Annotated in this window: 21 protein-coding genes and 1 pseudogene; 13 read left to right on the top strand and 9 right to left on the bottom strand. The window is 69.2% G+C overall.

The genetic code is table 11. The annotated features are described in order from the left end of the window. On the bottom strand, positions 1–337 hold a 337-nt coding region (locus K9U40_RS16400), incomplete at its 3' end, for a cobalt-precorrin-5B (C(1))-methyltransferase (protein ID WP_282891213.1). An 80-nt stretch (positions 338–417) separates the two neighbouring features. On the opposite strand from K9U40_RS16400, the gene K9U40_RS16405 reads away from it, so the two are divergent. Beyond that, on the top strand, positions 418–1,731 hold the full coding sequence (locus tag K9U40_RS16405; RefSeq protein ID WP_282891232.1) for a cobyrinate a,c-diamide synthase: 1,314 nt from the start codon (positions 418–420) through the stop codon (positions 1,729–1,731). Between the two features lie 17 nt (positions 1,732–1,748). Here the strand turns inward: K9U40_RS16405 and K9U40_RS16410 are convergent, their stop codons facing one another. Then, positions 1,749–1,955, bottom strand: a complete 207-nt coding sequence (locus K9U40_RS16410; protein ID WP_282891214.1) for a hypothetical protein — start codon at positions 1,953–1,955, stop codon at positions 1,749–1,751. A gap of 200 nt (positions 1,956–2,155) precedes the next feature. Between K9U40_RS16410 and K9U40_RS16415 the strand changes: the two genes are divergently transcribed. After that, positions 2,156–2,377 carry a hypothetical protein gene (locus K9U40_RS16415; RefSeq protein WP_282891215.1) on the top strand — a complete coding sequence of 74 codons (222 nt, stop codon included), beginning with the start codon at positions 2,156–2,158 and terminating at the stop codon, positions 2,375–2,377. A gap of 112 nt (positions 2,378–2,489) precedes the next feature. Beyond that, positions 2,490–3,968 (top strand): NAD-dependent succinate-semialdehyde dehydrogenase, encoded by a 1,479-nt coding sequence (locus K9U40_RS16420; protein WP_282891216.1) that lies wholly within the window; start codon positions 2,490–2,492, stop codon positions 3,966–3,968. 218 nt (positions 3,969–4,186) lie between these two features. Here the strand turns inward: K9U40_RS16420 and K9U40_RS16425 are convergent, their stop codons facing one another. From K9U40_RS16425 to K9U40_RS16440, 4 genes are all read right to left on the bottom strand, one after another. Then, on the bottom strand, positions 4,187–4,639 hold the full coding sequence (locus K9U40_RS16425) for a carboxymuconolactone decarboxylase family protein (protein ID WP_282891217.1): 453 nt from the start codon (positions 4,637–4,639) through the stop codon (positions 4,187–4,189). Between the two features lie 36 nt (positions 4,640–4,675). Then, on the bottom strand, positions 4,676–5,437 hold the full coding sequence (locus K9U40_RS16430) for an ABC transporter permease (protein WP_282891218.1): 762 nt from the start codon (positions 5,435–5,437) through the stop codon (positions 4,676–4,678). Beyond that, positions 5,434–6,423, bottom strand: a complete 990-nt coding sequence (locus K9U40_RS16435; RefSeq protein ID WP_282891219.1) for an ABC transporter ATP-binding protein — start codon at positions 6,421–6,423, stop codon at positions 5,434–5,436. Before K9U40_RS16435 ends, K9U40_RS16430 begins: the two co-directional genes overlap by 4 nt. A 75-nt stretch (positions 6,424–6,498) precedes the next feature. After that, positions 6,499–7,467, bottom strand: a complete 969-nt coding sequence (locus K9U40_RS16440) for a Tim44 domain-containing protein (protein WP_349239441.1) — start codon at positions 7,465–7,467, stop codon at positions 6,499–6,501. Positions 7,468–7,629: 162 nt separating this feature from the next. Here K9U40_RS16440 and K9U40_RS16445 point away from each other — a divergent pair, with 162 nt between their 5' ends. Then, on the top strand, positions 7,630–8,661 hold the full coding sequence (locus K9U40_RS16445) for a hypothetical protein (RefSeq protein WP_282891220.1): 1,032 nt from the start codon (positions 7,630–7,632) through the stop codon (positions 8,659–8,661). Between the two features lie 6 nt (positions 8,662–8,667). Here K9U40_RS16445 and K9U40_RS16450 read toward each other — a convergent pair whose 3' ends face one another. Next, positions 8,668–10,458, bottom strand: a complete 1,791-nt coding sequence (locus tag K9U40_RS16450; RefSeq protein ID WP_282891221.1) for an acyl-CoA dehydrogenase — start codon at positions 10,456–10,458, stop codon at positions 8,668–8,670. A 151-nt stretch (positions 10,459–10,609) separates the two neighbouring features. Here K9U40_RS16450 and K9U40_RS16455 point away from each other — a divergent pair, with 151 nt between their 5' ends. Both K9U40_RS16455 and K9U40_RS16460 read left to right on the top strand, forming a co-directional pair. Then, positions 10,610–11,647: an L-threonylcarbamoyladenylate synthase gene (locus K9U40_RS16455; protein ID WP_282891222.1), complete on the top strand. Its 1,038-nt coding sequence runs from the start codon at positions 10,610–10,612 to the stop codon at positions 11,645–11,647. Beyond that, a complete protein-coding gene (locus K9U40_RS16460; RefSeq protein ID WP_282891223.1) occupies positions 11,644–12,096 on the top strand; it encodes a GNAT family acetyltransferase in 453 nt (150 codons plus the stop codon). Before K9U40_RS16455 ends, K9U40_RS16460 begins: the two co-directional genes overlap by 4 nt. Before the next feature lie 18 nt (positions 12,097–12,114). Here K9U40_RS16460 and K9U40_RS16465 read toward each other — a convergent pair whose 3' ends face one another. Further along, positions 12,115–13,098 (bottom strand): LLM class flavin-dependent oxidoreductase, encoded by a 984-nt coding sequence (locus K9U40_RS16465; protein ID WP_282891224.1) that lies wholly within the window; start codon positions 13,096–13,098, stop codon positions 12,115–12,117. 158 nt (positions 13,099–13,256) lie between these two features. Here K9U40_RS16465 and K9U40_RS16470 point away from each other — a divergent pair, with 158 nt between their 5' ends. Together K9U40_RS16470 and K9U40_RS16475 are read left to right on the top strand one after the other, a co-directional pair. Beyond that, a complete protein-coding gene (locus tag K9U40_RS16470) occupies positions 13,257–13,946 on the top strand; it encodes a fumarylacetoacetate hydrolase family protein (RefSeq protein ID WP_282891225.1) in 690 nt (229 codons plus the stop codon). Positions 13,947–14,070: 124 nt separating this feature from the next. Further along, positions 14,071–14,193, top strand: a pseudogene (locus K9U40_RS16475) (IS5/IS1182 family transposase); the annotation flags it as partial. A 9-nt stretch (positions 14,194–14,202) separates the two neighbouring features. Here K9U40_RS16475 and K9U40_RS16480 read toward each other — a convergent pair. After that, complete coding sequence (locus K9U40_RS16480) at positions 14,203–15,108, bottom strand: LysR family transcriptional regulator (protein ID WP_282891226.1); 906 nt, start codon at positions 15,106–15,108, stop codon at positions 14,203–14,205. A gap of 143 nt (positions 15,109–15,251) precedes the next feature. On the opposite strand from K9U40_RS16480, the gene K9U40_RS16485 reads away from it, so the two are divergent. Genes K9U40_RS16485 through K9U40_RS16505 form a run of 5 tightly spaced genes read left to right on the top strand, consistent with a single transcriptional unit; the run spans position 15,252 to position 19,936 of the window. Beyond that, on the top strand, positions 15,252–16,238 hold the full coding sequence (locus tag K9U40_RS16485) for a Bug family tripartite tricarboxylate transporter substrate binding protein (RefSeq protein WP_282891227.1): 987 nt from the start codon (positions 15,252–15,254) through the stop codon (positions 16,236–16,238). Positions 16,239–16,251: 13 nt separating this feature from the next. Then, complete coding sequence (locus tag K9U40_RS16490; protein WP_282891228.1) at positions 16,252–16,701, top strand: tripartite tricarboxylate transporter TctB family protein; 450 nt, start codon at positions 16,252–16,254, stop codon at positions 16,699–16,701. A gap of 12 nt (positions 16,702–16,713) precedes the next feature. Continuing rightward, positions 16,714–18,213: a tripartite tricarboxylate transporter permease gene (locus K9U40_RS16495; RefSeq protein ID WP_282891229.1), complete on the top strand. Its 1,500-nt coding sequence runs from the start codon at positions 16,714–16,716 to the stop codon at positions 18,211–18,213. 47 nt (positions 18,214–18,260) lie between these two features. Then, positions 18,261–19,025, top strand: a complete 765-nt coding sequence (locus tag K9U40_RS16500) for an aldolase/citrate lyase family protein (protein ID WP_282891230.1) — start codon at positions 18,261–18,263, stop codon at positions 19,023–19,025. Positions 19,026–19,054: 29 nt separating this feature from the next. Beyond that, positions 19,055–19,936 carry a 2-hydroxy-3-oxopropionate reductase gene (locus K9U40_RS16505; protein WP_282891231.1) on the top strand — a complete coding sequence of 294 codons (882 nt, stop codon included), beginning with the start codon at positions 19,055–19,057 and terminating at the stop codon, positions 19,934–19,936. Positions 19,937–20,104: the final 168 nt, after the last annotated feature.

Raw genomic sequence — 20,104 nt, forward strand, 5'->3', positions numbered from 1 at the left:
ATATGAGACAGGCCCGGAAGGTGACGCCCGCGCCCGCCGCCCCGCGCCGGACCGTGGCGCGCACGAGGGCGCCGTGGGTCACGTCCGGATCGTCGCCCGCATCCTTGACGATGCCCGCCATGGCGCTGTCGGTCCGGAGGTCCTGAACGGCGAGGGCGAAAGCCGGGCGCGCGCCGTTGGGCAGCTCCACCTCCACCGGATCGGGAAAGGCGCCGGTGACGAGCGCGGCGAAGGCGGCCTTGGCCGCGCCGGCGGCGCAGGTGCCGGTGGTCCAGCCGCGCTTCAGCGGCCGGTCGGTGGGGGCGCCTTCGGGACGGTCGCTCGGCACGTCGCTCATGACCGCCTTGATAGAGAGGCGGGGCCAAGCGTGGAAGGGGGGCAAGGCGTGGAAGGGGGGCAAGGCCGGTGAGCGTTCTCCTGCCCCCGCGCGGCCTCCTCGTCGCCGCACCGCGCTCCGGCTCGGGCAAGACCACCATCACCCTCGCCCTGCTCGCGGCATTGGCGCGGCGGGGCGTCGCGGTGCGGGCGGCGAAATCGGGACCGGATTATATCGACCCCGCCTTCCATGCCGCCGCCACCGGCCGGCCGGGGCTCAACCTCGACAGCTGGGCCATGCCGCCGGCCCTGATCGACCACCTCGCCCGGTCGGCGGCGGACGGCGCCGAACTCCTGATCGCGGAGGGCGCCATGGGCCTGTTCGACGGGGTCGCGACCGAGCCGGGCCGCACCGGGGCGGGGGCCGACATCGCCACCCGCCTCGGCCTGCCGGTGCTGCTGGTGCTGGACGTGTCGGGGCAATCCCAGACAGCGGCGGCGGTGCTGCGCGGCTTCCTCACCCACGATCCGCGCGTGCGCATCGCCGGCGTGGTGCTGAACAAGCTCGGCAGCGAGCGGCATACACGCATGATCCGCGAGGCCATCGCCCCGCTGGGCGTGCCCATCCTCGGCACCGTGCCGCGCGAGGCGGCCATCGTGCTGCCGGAACGCCATCTCGGCCTCGTCCAGGCCGGCGAAACCGGCGACCTCGCCGCGCGCCTCGCCGCCCTGGCCGCTCTCGCCGAGCGGCATCTCGACCTCGACGGCATCCACGCCGCCGCCGGTCCGCTGGGCCTTGCGGCGGGGGATGCGGGCTCCCTTGTTCCCCCGCCCGGCCAGAGGATCGCGCTGGCGCAGGATGCGGCCTTCAGCTTCATGTATGCCCACATGCTGGCGGGCTGGCGTGCCGCGGGGGCGGAAATCCTGCCCTTCTCACCCCTTGCCGACGAAGCCCCGGACCCGTCCTGCGACGTGTGCTGGCTGCCCGGCGGCTATCCGGAGCTTCATGCCGGCCGGCTGGCGACGGCGGGCGGGTTTCTCGCCGGCACGCGTCGCTTCGCGCAGGCAAAGCCGGTGCATGGGGAGTGCGGTGGCTACATGGCCCTCGGTCAGGCGCTCACCGATGCGGACGGGACGACCCATCCCATGCTCGGCCTGCTGGCGCTCGAGACCAGCTTTGCCCGGCGCAGGATGAATCTCGGCTATCGCGCCGCGCGGCTCATCACCCCCTCACCCCTCGGAGCGACGGGAGAGATGGTGCGCGGCCACGAATTCCATTACGCAACCGTGACCGCCCGTGGCGCGGACGATGCCCTCGCCGAATTGTCGGACGCCGAAGGCCATCCGCTCGGTACCGCCGGCAGCCGGCGCAGCACCGTCACGGGCAGCTTCTTTCACGCCATCGCAAGGGGCTGACGCGACCTGATCAGCGCTCACCCCTGCTTGGCAGTGACCGCAAGGATGCGCTTCGCCACCACGAAAGCCGCCGGAATGGCGACAAGCGCGCCGATGGCCGCCGCAATGGGGATGAGACGCATGTCCTGCCCCGCCAGCGACGGCGTGGCCAGGACAAAGACGATGGCCGCGCCGGCAAAGGTAGTGCCGAGAATGAGCCAGACGAGGATGGCGATCTTGAGCATAATAGGGGCTCCCGCGGCAGACGCCCCTTGATACGCCCTTACGCTGGGTCCGCTTTTGACACCGATCAACTGTGAATGAGGCCGTCGCGTCGCATGCATTCACTGCATGACCGGAACCGGCGCTTGCGGGTTATAGTCTCAAGCGCAGACGCGCCGCCGGGCACCGGAAGGACGCGCCGCCGATCCCCGGGAGGGACGCCATGCAGTGTCAGTTCAAGGAAGACGACTTCCGCGCCGCCGTGCTCGACATCGTCAGTCACAAGGACGGGCAGGCCATCATCATCCAGGTGGTGGGCGGCACCACCATCACCGGCTTCGCGCCCATGAGCCTGGGTCGCGACTATCTCAGGTGCCAGGTCGCCGCCGGGACGGGGCAGAAGGAACAGGTCGTTCCCTTCCACTCCATCACCTGCGTGCGCTGAGGCGTCGCCGCCGCCACGCTGGTGGTGCCGTCCTATATCGTATATCTAACGCGGGCGTTCGATCGTCCCGGCCCTATCGCCACGGCCCATCTTGCCCCTCAGGAGCCTCCCCATGGCAGCACCCCAGCCCGTAACCCGTTCCGGAACCGCGCATTTCACGCTGCTGCGCGACAAGATGCTGATCGGCGGCGCCTGGGTGGATGCGGATTCGGGCGCGACCATCCCCGTCAACAATCCCGCCACCGGCGAGACCATCGGCACCATCCCGAAGGCCGGTGCCGCCGAGACCCGCCGCGCCATCGCGGCCGCCTCGGACGCCTTCACGACCTGGCGCGCCACCACCGCCGCCGAGCGCGCGGCGAAGCTGCACAGGCTGGCCGACCTCATCACCCAGAATGCGGACGAGCTCGCCGCCATCCTCACCACCGAACAGGGCAAGCCGCTGGCCGAGGCCAAGGGCGAGATTGGCGCCTCCGCCGGCTATGTGCGCTGGTTCGCGGAAGAGGCCCGACGCCTCTATGGCGACGTGATCCCCTCCCCGTGGGGCAACCGCCGCATCCTCGTCACCAAGGAGCCGGTGGGCGTGGTGGCCGCGGTGACGCCGTGGAACTTCCCCTCCTCCATGCTGTCGCGCAAGATCGGCGCGGCGCTGGCGGCGGGCTGCACCGTGGTGGCCAAGCCCTCCGAGCTGACCCCCTATTCCGGCCTTGCCTGGGGCGTGCTGGCCGAGATGGCCGGCATCCCGGCCGGCGTGGTCAACATCGTGGTGGGCGAGGCCCCCGCCATCGGCGGCGAGATGACCTCCAACCCGCTGGTAAAGAAGGTGACCTTCACCGGCTCCACCCCCGTGGGCAAGCTGCTCATGAAGCAGTCCGCCGACACCATGAAGAAGATCTCCATGGAGCTGGGCGGCAACGCGCCGTTCCTGGTGTTCGACGATGCCGACCTCGACCTCGCAGTGGAGCAGGCCATCGCCTCCAAGTACCGCAACGTGGGCCAGACCTGCGTGTGCGCCAACCGCTTCTATGTGCAGGCCGGCATCTATGACGCCTTCGCGGCCAGGTTCGCCGAGGCCTCCAAGAAGCTGAAGGTGGGCAACGGCCTCGACGAGGGCGTGGTCGCCGGCCCGCTCATCGACGACCGCGCGCTGGCCAAGGTGGAGCGCCTGCTGAAGGACGCCCTCGACAAGGGCGCCACCGTGCTCACCGGCGGCAAGCAGCCGGCCCTCGGCGGCACCTTCTTCGAGCCCACCGTGCTCGCCGGCGCGACGCAGGACATGGCCTTCGCCCGCGACGAGATCTTCGGGCCGCTGGCTCCGCTGTTCAAGTTCGAGACCGAGGAGCAGGCCGTCGCCTACGCCAACGACACGGAATACGGCCTCGCCTGCTACTTCTTCACCAAGGACCTCGGCCGCGCCTTCCGGGTGGCGGAGAAGCTGGAATACGGGCAGGTGGGCATCAATGCCGGCGTGATCACCACCGAGGTCGCCCCCTTCGGCGGCGTGAAGGAGAGCGGCATGGGCCGCGAGGGCTCCAAGTACGGCTGCGACGACTATCTGAACATCAAGTACATGTGCGTCGGCGGGCTGTAAGCCCGCGCCGATCGGATTGCATCGCAATCTGATCGGATAATACCAACGGGCGACGAGATTGACTCGTCGCCCGTTGGTATAAGCCCGCGCGGCGCCTGAGCGAGACCCTCTCGGCGCCGGTCAGAGACCGGGGCCGTTGGTATAACGCGGTCTCTTTCCTTGAGTTCAGAGCGCGATCCCTCGGGCGGTTCGCCGCCTGGGGGCGCCACGCGTCAGGCTTACGGCGCGAAGCGCAACGCGATGCCGATGCGGTTCCAGGCATTGATGGAGGCGATGGTCACCGTCAGGAAGATCGCCTCGTCCTCGGAAAATTCCGCACGCAGCGCCGCCCATGCGGCGTCGGAGGCAGCTTCGGCCTCAAGCTGGGTCAGATCTTCCGCATAGGCCAGAGCCGCCCGCTCCCGCGCCGAGAACGCCGGCGCATCCCGCCAGGCCGCGAGCAAGTCCAGCTTGTCCTGCGGCACGCCGGCTTTGCGCGCCACGCCCAGATGGAATTTCAGGCAGAAGGCGCAGCCGTTGATCTGGGAGGCGCGCAGCTTCACCAGCTCCGTCAGCCCCTTGTCGAGGCCGGAGGCGTCCACCGCCTTGGTGAGGGCGGACAGCCCCGCATAGACATCCGGGGCGCGCTCGGTAAAGGCCTTGTAAGTGGGGCGGGACAGGGGATCGGCCATGAACGGATCCTTTCGGGGCGATGGGTCGGCTCCGCCTCAGCTTTTCAGCCGGTAGCCGGTGCGGAACATCCAGCGCACGATGAAGAGGCAGACGATGAGGAAGGCGAGCGTCATGGCGAAGCTCACCTCCACCCGCACGTCCGAATGGCCGAAGAAGCTCCAGCGGAAGCCGGACACCAGATAGACCACGGGGTTGAACAGGGTCACCGTGCGCCACACGGGGGGCAGCATGTCCAGCGAGTAGAAGGTGCCGCCGAGGAAGGTCAGCGGCGTGATCACCAGCATGGGGATGAGTTGCAGCCGCTCGAACCCGTCCGCCCAGATGCCGATGATGAAGCCGAACAGGGAGAAGGTGACCGCCGTGAGCACCAGGAAGCCCAGCACCCAGAACGGATGACGGATCTCCAGCGGCACGAACAGCGAGGCCGTGGCGAGGATGATGATCCCCAGCACGGTGGATTTCGTCGCCGCCGCCCCCACATAGCCCGCCACGATCTCGAACGGCGACACCGGCGCCGACAACAATTCGTAGATGGTGCCGGTGAAGCGCGGGAAGTAGATGGCAAACGCCGCGTTGCTGATGGACTGGGTGAGCAGGGTCAGCATCATCAGCCCCGGCACGATGAAGGCGCCGTAGGCGACGCCCCCAACTTCAGCCATGCGCGGGCCAATGGCCGAGCCGAACACCACGAAATACAGCGAGGTGGACAGAACCGGCGAAACCACGCTCTGGCCGAGCGTGCGCTTCGTGCGGTTCATCTCGAAGGCATAGATGGCGCGGATGGCTTGCAGGTTCACGGTTCGCGCCTCACCAGGCTCACGAAGATATCTTCGAGGGAGCTCTGCTCCGTGTGGAGGTCCTTGAAGGCGATGCCCTCGGACGACAAGGCGGCGAGCAGGCCGGCGATGGAGAGGCCGTCGTCGTCTCCCTCGCGGTTGGTCGCATAGGTATAGGTGAGGCGGGTGCCGTCCTGCGACAGGATAAGCCCGAAATCCGCCAGGGCCTGCGGCAGGGTGGCCAGAGGCCCGGTCAGCTCGACCGTGAGCTGCTTCTTGCCCAGCTTGCGCATGAGGGTGGCCTTGTCCTCCACCAGGATCAGCTCGCCCTTGGCGATCACCCCCACCCGGTCGGCCATCTCCTCGGCCTCCTCCAGGTAATGGGTGGTGAGGATGATGGTGACGCCCTCGTCCCGCAGTTCGCGCACGAGGCGCCACATGTCGCGGCGCAGCTCCACGTCCACGCCGGCAGAGGGCTCGTCGAGGAACAGCACTTCCGGCTCGTGGGACAGCGCCTTGGCGATGAGGACGCGCCGCTTCATGCCGCCCGAGAGCGTCATGATGCGCGCGTCCTTCTTGTCCCAGAGCGACAGGCTGCGCAGCACCTTCTCGATATGGGCAGGGTTCGCCTTGCGGCCGAACAGGCCGCGCGAAAAGCTGACCGTGGCCCACACGCTCTCGAACGAATCGGTGGTCAGCTCCTGCGGCACCAGGCCGATGCGGGAGCGCGCCGCGCGGTAGTCCGCAACGATGTCATACCCAGCCACCTCCACTTTGCCGGCCGTGGCGTTCACAAGGCCGCAGATGATGGAGATCAGGGTGGTCTTGCCCGCGCCGTTGGGCCCGAGCAGGGCGAAGATCTCGCCGCGCCGGATGTCGAGGCTGACATCCTTCAGGGCGACGTGGCCGGTCGCGTAGGTCTTGCCGAGGCCGGAGACGGTGATGACGCTGGTGGAAGCGTCGATGGTGGCGATCATGGACGAGTCGCGGGTCGCGGGGGCGCTCATGGGGGCGCTTTAGACCACGTCACGGCGGCGGCGGGAAGCCCCGCCGCCTGCCCCTCACGCAGATGCGCGGGTTGCTCAGGCGCCCTGGATGGCGCTGAGGCGCCAGGCGCCGAGCCCGCCACCCGTCGGCCCGCCGATGCGGTCGCGCACGAAGGTCCACACCTCGGTGCTCTCGCCCGGGCTCGCCGCATCGCCGGAGACGATGCGCCCGCTGGCGCGGTCCACCATCACGTCACGGCTGGCATAGCGCATGGCCACGGTGGCGTAGTCGCGGTTGCCCTCGCGCCACGCCTCGGCCACGTCGCCCTGAAGCAGCTTCACGTCCGACACTTCGTTGCGCAGGCCGCGCTCGGCATTATCGCGCAGTTCGTCGGCGAGATAGCCGAACATTTCCGGCGTGGTATGGGCCCGCAGTTCCGCCTGGTCCTCGCGGCTCACCGCGCCCTGGATCAGGCCGAGCAGGCGTTCGAAGCTGTCGAGGTCCGCCGGCGTGATGCCGATCTCGTCCCCGGCGCCGGGCGGACGCCCGCTGCCGGCCGGCGGCATGGGCGCGGCGCGCCAGTCCCCCGGCGCGGTGCGATGAGAGCCCGAAGCGCCTGCGCCGGCCGGCACCGGCTGCCGGGCGCCGCGCATCAGGCGCAGCACCAGCATCACGCCCAGCACGACGAGGCCGACCTGGAGCAGCAGCCCCAACATGCCGGCGAGCCCGCCGAGGCCCTGGCCGAGCAGCAACCCCACAAGGCCGCCGATCAGCAGGCCGCGCATGAGCGAGCCGGCAAATCCATTGCCGAACATGGAGGGCCGCGGCGCCGCAGTCTGCGGGCGGGCGGCGGCGGACGGCGCCTGCTGCGGCGCGGTCGAGCGCTGCACCGGCGCCACCGTGCCCGGCGCCGTGGGAGTGGCCGCCGGGGTCTGGTAGGTCCGGGTTCCCCGGCTCCCGAAGGAGCCGCCTTGGCGCGCGTCCGCATGGTTCGCGGCGACGAGGGTCAGCGCGCCCGCGACGGCCAGCGCCGCCAGAACCGTCCGCTTGCGAAACATGGACATTCCGATCAGATCCTCTCCGACGCCAGGCAAATGCCGCAACGTCACATGCGCATTCATATAGGAAAGGCGGCGCCGATTGCGAGGGCTTCGACCTGCGTTGGCCGCGACAACGCGCGCTGGTAAGGTCGCCCGCCTGCCGCGCCGTCGTTTCCCGGAGTTCCCATGCCCGCCACCCCCGAGCGTGCCTTTTCCAGAAACGCCTTTGCCGGGCATGCGTTGCGCCTTCTCGCCTGCTGCACCGTGCTGGGAACGCCGGTTGCCGCGCGGGCCGAGCCGGTGGGCGTCACCGTGCGCAACGAGAGCGTGGCGGCCACCTGCGCCGAGACCGACAACGTCACCCTCACCTTCGTCTCCGACAAGGTCAGCCGCTTCCGCATCGTCGCCCGCCACCCGGCCTATGCGGGCCTGCTGCGCGTCGACCGGACCGCGCCGGACTTCGACACCTGCGACTTCTCGGGTGACCCGGTGGTGCCGGCCGCAACTCCAGCCCCTGCCGCCGCGCAGCCTGCCCCCGCCGCGACCGCGCAGCGCATCACCCTCTACGAGACGCCGGACCTGTGGCTCACCGGCTTCATCTTCCCCTCGTTCTGGCGCGCCGCGACCGTGCCGTTCCGCGTGGGAACCGAGGTGACGCAGGGCCTGCACATGGTGCAGCTGTGGGTGCGCGGCGAAAACCAGCAGCCGGAGGAGATCCTGGTGGTCTATCCGCCGGACGGCTACTGGCGCGCGCGGCCGCTCTCGCCGGCGCACCTTGCCAGCACCGCCTACGGCTCGTCCTTCCTGCTGGGCCCGGTGGAGCAGGCCGAACGCCCGCTGGTGCGGCTCAAGGAAATCGGCTTCGCGCCGCAGACGCGCACCTTCACCCTGTCGTTTGCCGACGGCGGCAAGGCCCGGCTGAAGCTCGCCGGGGTGGATCGCGATGCGCTGACCCTGGAAGCGGAATTCGACGGCACGGCGCCGCGCACCTTCGCCGCCCTGCGCTCCATGTATGTGACCGAGGGCAATGCCGATGTCGCCCGCGTCTCCTGGCGGACGCTGGCGAAAACCGGGGCGCCCGCCACCATCGGCGAGGCCCCGGTGCTCAGCTTCACCGATGCCGACAATGTCGCCCGGCTGTGGGCGGGCCGGCTGGTGCCGTCCCGTCACAACACCAGCGCGCCGGACTTCATCTTCGACGGCTTCGCCAGCCGCTGAAAAACGTCAGGCGACGGCGAGCACCGCTTCGGCCTCCAGCACGCCATTGGCGCCGCTGGTGACAGCCTCTTCCAGCCCCCTCGCCTGCGTGGCGAGGTTTTCCGCGAAGAAGCGGGCGAGGGCGATGCGCGCGGCAAGGCGCGGGTCGGTGCCGCCCGCCGCCCGCTCGGCGTAAGCGGCCAGCGCCACCTTGGCGAGATAGGCCCCGCCAGCGGCGCGGGCGAACAGGCGCAGATAGGGCGTCGCCCCGGCCAGCGCCTTGGCCTGGTCGCTCGGCAGCCAGTCCAGCATCCTGCGGGTGGCGCGGGCGAGGGCGTCCACGGTCTCGGCGAGCCGCACCCCCGTATGGCCGAAATCGGGCGCGTTGAGCGCCGCCACCTCGGCAGCGATGTCGCGATAATCGGCAATCACCCCATTCACCACGTCGCCGCCCTCCTGCGGCAGCTTGCGGGTGACGAGGTCGATGGCCTGGATGCCGTTGGTTCCCTCATAGATGGCGAAGATGCGGGCATCGCGCAGGTGCTGGGCGGCGCCCGTTTCCTCCACATAGCCCATGCCGCCGTGCACCTGCACGCCGGTGGAAGCCACCTCGATGCCGATGTCGGTGGAGAAGGCCTTGGCCACCGGGGTCAGCAGGCTCGCCTCGGCCAGCGCAGCGGCGCGGGCGGAGGGGTCGGGCAGGCGGTGAGCGCGGTCGAGGGCGTCGGCGGTCTTCAGGCAGATGGCGCGGGCGGCGTCGGTTTCCGCGCGCATGGTCAGCAGCATGCGCTTGACGTCCGGATGGGCGATGATGGGGGCCGAGCCCTCGAAGCCCGGCGCCTTGCCCTGCCGGCGGTCCCTGGCATAGGCGAAGGCGCGCTGGGTGGCGCGTTCGGCCACCGCCACGCCCTGGATGCCGACTGCGAGGCGGGCGTTGTTCATCATGGTGAACATGCAGGCGAGGCCCTTGTTCTCCTCGCCCACGAGATAGCCGATCGCCCCCTCGCCGCTCTCGCCGAAGGCCATGGTGCAGGTGGGCGAGCCGTGCAGGCCGAGCTTGTGCTCGATGCCGGCGCAGACCACGTCGTTGCGCGCCCCGAGGCTGCCGTCCGCATTCACGAGGAATTTCGGCACCACGAAGAGTGAGATGCCGCGGGTGCCGGCCGGCGCGTCCGGCAGGCGGGCGAGCACGAGATGCACGATGTTCTCGGCGATGTCGTGCTCGCCGTAGGAGATGAAGATCTTGGTGCCGAAGACGCGGTAGGTGCCGTCCGCCTGCTTCACCGCCTTGGCGCGGAGCGCGGCAAGGTCGGAGCCCGCCTGCGGCTCGGTGAGGTTCATGGTGCCGGTCCAGGTGCCGGCCACCATCTTGGTGAGGTAGGTCTGCTGCAGCTCGGGGGATCCGTGGGCGCTAAGGGCCTCGATGGCGCCCATGGTGAGCACGCCGCCGATGCCGAAGGCGGGCGAAGCCGAGTTCCAGAATTCCGTCAGCGCCGAGGTCACCGATGTGGGCAGGTACTGGCCGCCGAACTCTTCCTCGGCCGCCACCGAGCTCCAGCCGGCGCCCGCCCACGCCTCATAGGCGGCGCGCCAGCCCTCCGGGGTGGTCACGGCGCCGTCCTTGAGGGTGCAGCCCTGCGTGTCCGCCACCTTGTCGAGGGGGGCGATGACCGAGGCTGCGAATTTGCCGGCTTCTTCGAGCACCGGATCGACCACGTCGAAGGAGAGGTCCACGAGGCCCTGCTCCATCAGCGTGGGAAGGGCCGTGCAGGTCTTGAGGAAAAAGACGACCTCTTCCACCGGCGCGCGATAGCTCATGTGACCCTCCCAGGTGCGACACGCGCTTGACCGGCCCCGCAGGGCGCGCTCTAAGCACGCGACAGTCGGCTTCCCACATCGCGGCACCGGCCGGCTTCGTCAAGAGGCGCACCCTGGCCCATCGGTCGGACCCGCGCGGATCGAAGGCATCATGGTTTCTCCCGCTCCGCCCCAGACACGCCCGACCCGCCTGCTGCCGGCAGCCGCTCCCGGCGCGGTCGAAGAGGCGGCGCGGCTTCTGGCCGGCGGCGGCCTCGTGGCCTTTCCCACCGAGACGGTGTACGGCCTCGGCGCCGATGCGGCGAACCCCCGGGCCGTGGCGACCCTCTATGCGGCCAAGGGGCGTCCGGCCTTCAATCCGCTCATCGCCCACACCCACGATGCCGCCGGCGCCCGCCGGCTCGGCACCTTCAACCGGGCGGCGGACATTCTCGCGGAGCGCTTCTGGCCGGGGCCGCTGACGCTGGTGGTGCCCTATGCCGGGGGCGACGGCGTCTGCGAGCTGGCGCGGGCGGGGCTCGACACCGTGGCCCTGCGCGTGCCGTCCCATCCGGACGCCGCCGCGCTCATCTGCGCCTTCGGCGGCGCGGTGGTGGCGCCCAGCGCCAACCGCTCGGGCCACGTCTCCCCCACCACCGCCGCCCATGTGATGGACGACCTCTCCGGCCGCATCGACGCGGTGCTGGACGGCGGCCCGACGCCGGTGGGGGTCGAATCCACCATTCTCGATGTCACCGGCGAGACCCCGGTGCTGCTGCGTCCCGGTGGCCTCGCGCGGGAGGAGATCGAGGCCGTCCTCGGCCATGCCATCGCGCGGTCCGGATCGACCGACGACGCCCGCCCGCTGGCGCCCGGCCGCCTCGCCTCCCATTACGCGCCCCGCGCCGTGCTGCGCCTCGACGCGACGCAGGTCGCTCCGGGCGAAGCCTTGCTCACTTTCGCCGGCGCGGCGCCGGACGGCACGCCGGCCGCGGGGACCGTGCTCGACCTCAGCCCCTCAGGCGACCTGACCGAGGCGGCCGCCCGGCTCTACGGGGCGTTGCGGGCCCTCGATGCCTCCGGCGCCACCGCCATCGCCGTGGTGCCGCTGCCCCGCGCCGGCCTCGGCGAAGCCATATACGACCGCCTCGCGCGCGCCGCCGCGCCGCGCCCATTCCAGGACGCTTCCACAAGCGAGATCCCCGCATGACCGAGACGCTCGCCGCCACCGCCATCGAGGGCTTCGCCTTCAGCCATGCGCAGGACACCGACACGCCGGCCCTCGCCGCCCTGTGGGAGCGCGCCGGCCTGACCCGCCCGTGGAACGACCCCCTCGCCGACATCGCCCTGGCCCGGCGCGGACCCCATTCCACCATCCTGGTGGCACGGCGGGGCGGGGCGCTGGCCGGCTCGGTGATGGTGGGCCATGACGGCCATCGCGGCTGGGTCTACTACCTCGCGGTGGAGCCCGACCTGCAGCGCAAGGGCCTCGGCCGCGCGCTGCTCACCGCCGCCGAGGACTGGCTGCGGGCCCGCGCCGTGCCCAAGCTCATGCTGCTGGTGCGCCCGGACAACGAGGCCGTGCGCGGCTTCTATGCCGCAGTGGGCTATCTGGAGGAGCCCCGCGTCGTCTTCTCCCGCCGCCTCGACGGGAAATAAGCGCACGGCGTCGGTGCCTCACGCCACCGCGCTGAACCGGGGACGGATGCGGGCGGCGAAGGCCTCAAGGTCGCCCAGGCGCTTGGCATAGCTCGGCGCCAGCGGCTTCAGCACCAGGGTGCGCGGCGCGAAATCCCGCTCCAGCGCCGCCATCTGCGCCGCCACGTCCGCCTCGGTGCCGATGAGCGAATCCGCGATCATGCGGTCGAGCTCGAACCATGGCGTCCAGTCCGGCCGCATCTGGGCGGTGGTGGCGCGCATGCGCTCGACGAACGGCGCGAGGAAGCCCTTCGCCTCCTCCACCGCCTGCTCGCGACTGTCCGCCAGATGCAGGAAGCGGATGAGCGTGAGGCGCGGGTCCCCATCCGGCACGGTCTCCCGATAGTGGGCGAGGCTGGCGGCGAGCCCTTTAAGCGGAAAGGGGGGCGCCGCCATCAGCCCGTAGCCGCGGCGGGCGGCGAGGGCCACCGTCTCCGGCGTGGCGCTGGCCATATGGATGGGCACGGGCTTCTGCACCGGCCGCGGCACCAGTTCCAGCCCTTCCGCCGCATAAAAGCGGCCCTTGAAGGTGACCGACGCGCCATCAAGCAGCGCCTCGATGAGGTCGAGCGCCTCCAGCATGCGGTCCCGGGCCTCCTCCTGCGCCACGCCGAAATGCTTCATCTGCATGGGGAAGGGACCGCCCTTGGCGACGCCGAACTCGAACCGTCCACCGGAGAGGATATCCACCGTGGCCACGTCCTCGGCCACCGTGATGGGATTGTGCAGCGGCAGCAGCACCGCCGCCGAGCCGAGGCGGATGCGCGTGGTGCGACCCGCGAGATGGGCGAGGATGGGCAGGCAGGACGGGCTTGCCGCCTGCGGATTGAAATGGTGCTCGGCGATCCACGCCTCCTCGAAGCCGAGCGCCTCGACCCGCTCCACCAGCTCGGTCTGCTCCCGGAAGGCGGAGGCGTAATCGAGCTGCGGATTCTCGTAGGTGCAGAACAATCCGATTCGCATGGCAATCCCCGGGAGCGGCAAGGAAGAACGCAGGTGCAAGACAGGCGCCCAAAAGCTATATTACATTGGATATAACTCATCCGCCAAGACACGCCGGACGCCCTTCCCTCCCCGCCGCCCGCGTCCTATGGAAAGGCTCCCCTCCCCGGAGCCTTGCCATGGTTGCCTACGTCTTCGCGCCGCCCGCCGTCCCCACCCTTCCGATCGTGGGCAGCGACGACCATTTCCCGGTCCACCGCATCTATTGCGTGGGCCGCAACTTCGCCGACCATGCGGTGGAGATGGGCCACGACCCCAACAAGGAGCCGCCTTTCTTCTTCCAGAAGAACCCCGACACGCTGGTGCCATCGGGCGCGACCATCGCCTACCCGAAGATGTCGCAGGACGTGCACCACGAGGTGGAGCTGGTGGTGGCGCTGAAGGCCGGCGGCGAGGACATTCCGCCGGAGCGGGCGCTGGACTGCGTGTTCGGCTATGCGGTGGGCCTCGACCTCACCCGCCGCGACCTCCAGGGCGAGGCCAAGAAGCTCGGCCGGCCGTGGGAAGTGGGCAAGGCGTTCGAGCAGGCGGCGCCCTGCTCCGCTTTGGTGCCGGCGGCGACCATCGGCCATCCCGGCGCCGGGCACATCTTCCTGAAGATCAACGGGGCGGTGAAGCAGGACGGCAACCTCAACCAGATGATCTGGAAGGTGCCGGAAATGATCGCCACCCTCTCTACCCTGTTCAGGCTGGCCCCCGGCGACCTCATCTTTGCCGGCACGCCGGCGGGCGTCGGCCCCATCGCCAAGGGCGACGTGCTGGAAGGCGGCGTGGAAGGCGTGGGCGAAATCCGCCTCACGGTGGTCTGAGCCGGGTCGCCGCCGGCCGAGCCGGCAGGTTCATGGCCCGATGACGGCAAGGGCCGACAGGCCCTTGCCGTTGCTTCCTACCACCAGCGGGACGGCCAGCTTCCCCGCCGCGCCAGATTGTGCCATCGAGCGCATGTTCTGTCGCCTCAAGGACTTCAGGCGTATCGCCACCCGATACGACAAGCTGGCGAGGAACGATCTGGCTTCCTTGTGCCTCGCCGCACGCGTCACATGCTGGACACGTTGAGGCTCAACCTCAGACGTCTAGCTCGGGACTCGCCACCAAAGCCTGCAAGGTGCGGTGCAGGGCGGGGATGGCGGGGTTGGTGTTGGCCGGCCGCCAGATGGCGTGAAGCTCGACCGTGGGGGACGTGCCGGCCGCCAGCGGCCGCAGGGCGACGCCCTCGAAGCGCAGGTTGCGCGCGGCGCGGGGGATCAGAGCAAGACCAAGCCCCGCCTTCACCAGCCCCAGGATCGAGTGGACCTGGCTGATGTGCTGGACATAGCGGGGTATGATCCCGGCAGTGGCGAAGAGCGTCGCCAGCAGATCGTAGAAGTAGCGCGCTTCATAGGGCGAGTAGGTGACCATGGGTTGGCGGTCGAGATCGGCGAGTTGAACCTCGGCCGCCCCGGTCAGCACATGGCCCTCGGGCGCCGCCACCAGCAGCGGCTCGCGCACGACGCAAAGCGAGACCACCTCGCGCCGGTTGAAGGTCGGCCGCACCAAGCCGACATCAATGAGGCCGGAGGTGAGCGACTCGAACTGGTCCGTCGACACCATCTCCTTGAGCACAAGGTCGATGCCCGGCGCCGCCGCGCGGAACTGGGTGATGAGGCGCGGCAGGAAATCGTAGCCGGAGGCCGCGGTGAAGCCGAGCGTGATGGAGCCGACATCGCCGCTCGCCGTCCGCCGCGCCGCCAGCGCGGCGCCTTCCGCGAGGCGCAGCAGGCGCCGCGCCTCCGGCAGGAAGCTGTGGCCGGCGCGGGTCAGGCTCACCGAGCGGCTGGTGCGCTCCAGCAGCCTCACATCGAGCGTGTGTTCCAAGAGCTGAATCTGCCGGCTGAGCGGTGGCTGGGTGAGATTGAGGCGCGCCGCCGCCCGGCCGAAATGCAGTTCCTCGGCGACGGCGACAAAGCAGCGGAGATGGCTGAGCTCGAACATTGATCCAAAAGTGGCATTAATCAATGCAGAGAACAACTCATTGCCGCATCGAAAGCGCCCTAGATTGACGGTGGGCGCTACACCGCCTCCCAATGACAAGCAAGGCGCAACGTCGCCATAGCCACCCCCTGGAGGTAACGCCAATGAGCCTTCGCATTCTTAAGGCGGCCGCGGCCGCTCTCGCCCTTTCCGTCCTTGCGCCTGCCCTTGCCCCAAGCCCGGCGGCGGCGCAGAGCTTCGACCGCCCGGTGCGCATCGTCGTGCCCTTCGCCCCCGGCGGCACGTCCGACATCCTCGCACGCCTCATCGCACCCAAGCTCTCCGAGGCCGTGGGCCAGACGGTGGTGGTGGAGAACAAGCCCGGCGCCGCCGGCAATATCGGTGCCGATACGGTCGCCAAGGCCCGGCCCGATGGCCACACGCTGCTGCTGATGGACATCGGCTCGATCGCCATCGCCCCGAGCCTGTTCCCGGATCTCTCCTACAATGTCGAGGCCGACCTCGCGCCGGTCGGCATGGTGATGTTCGGGCCCTATGTGCTGGCGGTGAACCCGTCCGTGCCGGCGAAGACCGTCGCTGAGCTGGTCGCCTATGCCAAGGCCAATCCGGGCAAGCTGGCGGTCGCCAATTCCGGCGTAGGCGCGCTCAACCACATCACCGCCGTGGCGCTCGCCCGCGGTCTCGGCATCGACTGGAAGAACGTGCCCTACAAGGGCGGCGCGGCGGCCTCGCGCGCGGTGGTATCAGGCGAAAGCACCGTCATCATCAACGGCGCGACGGCGACGCTGCCCTTCGTCACCAATGGCCAGCTTGTCGGCATCGCCGTCACCGGCGAGGAGCGGCTCGCCGCGCTGCCGAATGTCGAGACCTTCAAGGAAGCCAAACTCCCGCTCAGCAATGCCGGCACCTGGCAGGGCCTGCTCACCACCGGCAAGACGCCACCCGAGGTTGTCGCCAGGCTCAATGCCGAGCTGAACAAGATCCTCGCCATGCCGGAGATCAAGGAAAAGATCGCCGAACAGGGCGGCTCGGTGCGCCCGGGCTCGCCGGAGGAGGTGAAGACCTGGCTCGCGACAAACATCAGGAGCTGGGGCGACATCGTCCGCGCCGCCGACATCAAGACCAACTGAGCCGGTGCGCGCCATGACCCGCCGCCGCTTCGACTGGCCGGACCTCGCGTTCGGCGCCTTCCTCATCGCGGTGGCGGCGGGCGCCCTCCTCGCCACGCGCGGCCTTGCCGGCGGCATCGCCGCCGATATGGGCCCCGGCTACATGCCGCGCGCCATCGCGCTGATCCTGCTAGCCTTCGGCCTGTTCTTCGCCGGACGCGGCCTGCTGCGCGGCCATGTCGGCATCGAGCGGGTGCAACTGCGCCCGATCCTCGGGGTCGGCGTGGCGGTCGGCGTCTTCGCTCTGCTGATCGAGAGCGCGGGCCTCGCGCTCGCGTCCTTCGCCGCCATCCTCATCGCCGCCGCCGCCAGCCGCGAGAGCCGCTTTTTCGAGGTGATCCTGTTCGGCCTCGCGGTCACGGCGGGCGCGGTGCTGCTGTTCATCAAGGCGCTGGCGCTGCCTGTCTCCATCTGGCCCTGGTGAGCCTGAAACACCATGGAACTCTTCGACAATCTCCTCCTCGGCCTCGCGACCGCTCTGCAGTGGAACAACCTGTTCTACTGCCTGATCGGCGTGGTCATCGGCACCGCCATTGGCGTGCTTCCGGGCATCGGGCCGATCCCGACGGTGGCGCTGCTGCTGCCCTTCACCTTTGGCCTCGCGCCCGCCTCGGCGCTCATCATGCTCGCCGGCATCTTCTACGGAGCGCAGTATGGCGGCTCGACCACGGCGATCCTGGTCAATGTCCCCGGTGAAACCTCGTCCGTCGTCACCTGCCTCGACGGGCATGAGATGGCCAAGCAGGGCCGTGCCGGCCCGGCGCTCGCCATCGCTGCTATCTCCTCCTTCTTCGCGGGCACCGTGGCAACGATCGTCATCGCCGTGCTCAGCCTGCCGCTGGCGGCGCTGGCGCTGAAGTTCACAGCCGTCGAATATTTCAGCCTGCTGGTGCTCGGCCTGTTCGCCGCTGTCATCCTCGCCCATGGCTCGGTGGCGAAGTCGCTCGCCATGGTGTTCCTCGGCCTGCTCATCGGCACGATCGGCATCGACGTGAATTCCGGCGTGGCGCGCATGACCTTCGGCGTGCCGGCGCTGGCGGACGGGCTCGATTTCGTGCCGGTCGCCATGGGCATGTTCGGCCTCGCGGAGATCATCGCCAATCTGGAACGCCCGGCCGTGCGGCAGGTGGTGAGCCAGAAGCTGCGCGACCTCATCCCCTCGCGGGCCGATCTCAAGGCCGCCTTCCCCGCCATGCTGCGCGGCACGTTCATCGGCTCGGCGCTCGGCGTGCTGCCGGGCGGGGGCGCGGCCCTGCCGCCCTTCACCTCCTATGCGCTGGAGAAGAAGCTCGCCAAGGATCCCTCGCGCTTCGGCAAGGGCGCCATCGAGGGCGTCGCCGGGCCGGAGGCAGCCAACAATGCCGGCGCCCAGACCAGCTTCATCCCCCTGCTGACGCTGGGCATTCCCGCCAATGCGCTGATGGCGCTGATGATCGGCGCGCTGATGATGCAGGGCATCCAGCCCGGCCCGCAGGTGATGACCGAGCAGCCCGAGCTCGTCTGGGGCGTTATCGCCTCCATGTGGACGGGCAATCTGATGCTGCTCATCATCAACCTGCCGCTGGTCGGGTTGTGGGTCTCGATGCTGAAGATCCCCTACCGGCTGCTCTTTCCGGCCATCGTGCTGTTCTGCTGCATCGGCACCTACGGCATCTCCAACAGTGCCTTCAATGTCTGGCTGATGCTGGGCTGCGCCGTGGTCGGCTACTTCTTCATCAAGGTCGGCGTCGAGCCGGCGCCGCTGCTGCTCGGCCTCGTGCTCGGCCCGCAGCTGGAGGAGAATTTCCGCCGCGCCATGCAGCTCTCTGACGGCGACCCCTCGGTCTTCGTCACCCGCCCGATCAGCGCGGTGCTGCTCGCCATCGTCGCGCTGATGCTGCTCGCCATGCTCTCGCCGGCGGTGCTGAAGACACGCAAGCAGGCGCTGGCCGAATAGCGGCCCGGCCTTTCCCCCACGCTCCATCACGACAAGGATCCTGACCCGTGGACCTGCCCGTCAACCGCTTCAAACGCGGCCTCAAGGCCGGTGGCCAGCAGATCGGCTTCTGGAACAGCATGGCAAGCCCGACCGCCACCGAGATCCTCGCCGGCTCGGGCTTCGACTGGCTGATCATTGATGGCGAGCACGCACCCAATGACGTGCCCGGCGTGCTCTCGCAGCTTCACGCGCTGATGGAGACCCCGACGCACCCCATCGTGCGCATCCCCGTCAACGATCCCATCGTCTTCAAGCGCTTCCTCGATATCGGCACACTGAGCTTCCTGGTGCCGATGGTCGAGACGGTGGAGCAGGCGCAGGCCGCGGTGGCGGCGACGCGATTCCCGCCCCACGGCATTCGTGGCTTCGCCGGCGCGGCGCGGGCCTCGCGCTTTGGCCGCGTCGCCAACTATCATGCCCGCGCTCATGAAGAGATCTGCATCCTCGTGCAGATCGAGACCAAGCAGGCGATCGACAATATCGAGGCGATCGCCGCCGTGAACGGCATTGACGGCCTCTTTATCGGGCCCGGCGACCTGTCGTCGGACCTCGGCTATCTCGGCGACCAGGGCAATCCCACTATCGTCGAGCTGATCGAGGGCGCGCTGCACCGCATTGTCGCCACCGGCAAGCCGGCCGGCATCCTCACCGGCGACGAGACGCTGGCACGCCGCTACATGGCGGCCGGCAGCACCTTCACGGCGGTGGGCATCGACACCGGGACGCTGGCGCGCAGCACCGAGGCGATCGCCCGCAAGTTCAAGGCCTGAGACGGGCTCCAGCAGACGAGGAAGAAACGATGGCGAAGGTTGGATTTGTCGGTCTCGGCATCATGGGCGTGCCGATGGCCGGCCACCTGATCGATGCGGGCCATGAGCTGTATCTCTACGACATCAAGCCGGTTTCGGCGGAACTGACCGGCAAGGGCGGCGTCGCCTGTGCGACCGGCACGGACGTGGCCAAAAACGCCGACATCATCATCACCATGGTGCCGGACACCCCGCATGTGGCGGCCGCCCTCTTCGGCGAGAACGGCATCGCGGCGGGCCTCACGCCGGGCAAGATCGTGGTCGACATGAGCTCGATCGCGCCGGTCGAGACCAAGGAATTCGCCAAGAAGATCAACGAGCTCGGCTGCGACTATCTCGACGCGCCGGTGTCCGGCGGCGAGGTCGGCGCCAAGGCCGCTTCGCTCACCATCATGGTCGGCGGGCCGGAGCAGGCCTTCGAGACGGTGAAGCCGCTCTTCGAGAAGATGGGCAAGAACATCACCCTGGTCGGCGGCAATGGCGACGGCCAGACCACCAAGGTCGCGAACCAGATCATCGTCGCGCTGAACATCCTCGCCGTCGGCGAGGCGCTGCTCTTCGCCTCGAAGGCGGGCGCGGACCCGGCGAAGGTGCGCCAGGCGCTGATGGGCGGTTTTGCAAACTCGCGCATCCTCGAAGTGCATGGCGAGCGCATGGTGAAGCGCACTTTCAACCCCGGGTTCCGCATCGAACTCCACCAGAAGGACCTGAACCTCGCGCTGAACGGCGCGCGTCAAATGCAGATGTCGCTGCCCTCGACCGCGCTGGCGCAACAGCTTTTCTCGTCGGTCGCCGCCCATGGCGGCGCCGCGCTCGACCACTCGGCCCTCGTCAAGGCGCTCGAGCTGCTGGCGAACCATGAGGTGGCGTGAGCTTCTCGATGGGAGGCAAATATATTGGGCTCATTGGATTTAGAGCGCCTAACAAAACGATTTGTTAACCATATTTGGCGTTGTGTTGGGCATGGCCAAGAAGCTGTTGCCCGACGCCCTCTGGGCGGAGATCGCCCCGTTGTTTCCATGCGCTGCGCCTCGCCCGAA

The sequence above is a fragment of the Xanthobacter autotrophicus genome (assembly GCF_030015065.1).
In the GTDB taxonomy this organism is placed as follows: domain Bacteria; phylum Pseudomonadota; class Alphaproteobacteria; order Rhizobiales; family Xanthobacteraceae; genus Xanthobacter; species Xanthobacter autotrophicus_D.

Excerpts from the sequence above, each read along its gene's own strand:
- K9U40_RS16470 (WP_282891225.1), top strand. The coding sequence starts at position 13,257 with ATGGTTGCCTACGTCTTCGCGCCGCCCGCCGTCCCCACCCTTCCGATC.
- K9U40_RS16435 (WP_282891219.1), bottom strand. The coding sequence starts at position 6,423 with ATGAGCGCCCCCGCGACCCGCGACTCGTCCATGATCGCCACCATCGAC.
- K9U40_RS16450 (WP_282891221.1), bottom strand. The coding sequence starts at position 10,458 with ATGAGCTATCGCGCGCCGGTGGAAGAGGTCGTCTTTTTCCTCAAGACC.
- K9U40_RS16455 (WP_282891222.1), top strand. The coding sequence starts at position 10,610 with ATGGTTTCTCCCGCTCCGCCCCAGACACGCCCGACCCGCCTGCTGCCG.
- K9U40_RS16505 (WP_282891231.1), top strand. The coding sequence starts at position 19,055 with ATGGCGAAGGTTGGATTTGTCGGTCTCGGCATCATGGGCGTGCCGATG.
- K9U40_RS16460 (WP_282891223.1), top strand. The coding sequence starts at position 11,644 with ATGACCGAGACGCTCGCCGCCACCGCCATCGAGGGCTTCGCCTTCAGC.
- K9U40_RS16410 (WP_282891214.1), bottom strand. The coding sequence starts at position 1,955 with ATGCTCAAGATCGCCATCCTCGTCTGGCTCATTCTCGGCACTACCTTT.
- K9U40_RS16415 (WP_282891215.1), top strand. The coding sequence starts at position 2,156 with ATGCAGTGTCAGTTCAAGGAAGACGACTTCCGCGCCGCCGTGCTCGAC.
- K9U40_RS16420 (WP_282891216.1), top strand. The coding sequence starts at position 2,490 with ATGGCAGCACCCCAGCCCGTAACCCGTTCCGGAACCGCGCATTTCACG.
- K9U40_RS16485 (WP_282891227.1), top strand. The coding sequence starts at position 15,252 with ATGAGCCTTCGCATTCTTAAGGCGGCCGCGGCCGCTCTCGCCCTTTCC.
- K9U40_RS16440 (WP_349239441.1), bottom strand. The coding sequence starts at position 7,467 with ATGTCCATGTTTCGCAAGCGGACGGTTCTGGCGGCGCTGGCCGTCGCG.
- K9U40_RS16480 (WP_282891226.1), bottom strand. The coding sequence starts at position 15,108 with ATGTTCGAGCTCAGCCATCTCCGCTGCTTTGTCGCCGTCGCCGAGGAA.
- K9U40_RS16490 (WP_282891228.1), top strand. The coding sequence starts at position 16,252 with ATGACCCGCCGCCGCTTCGACTGGCCGGACCTCGCGTTCGGCGCCTTC.
- K9U40_RS16465 (WP_282891224.1), bottom strand. The coding sequence starts at position 13,098 with ATGCGAATCGGATTGTTCTGCACCTACGAGAATCCGCAGCTCGATTAC.
- K9U40_RS16495 (WP_282891229.1), top strand. The coding sequence starts at position 16,714 with ATGGAACTCTTCGACAATCTCCTCCTCGGCCTCGCGACCGCTCTGCAG.
- K9U40_RS16425 (WP_282891217.1), bottom strand. The coding sequence starts at position 4,639 with ATGGCCGATCCCCTGTCCCGCCCCACTTACAAGGCCTTTACCGAGCGC.
- K9U40_RS16445 (WP_282891220.1), top strand. The coding sequence starts at position 7,630 with ATGCCCGCCACCCCCGAGCGTGCCTTTTCCAGAAACGCCTTTGCCGGG.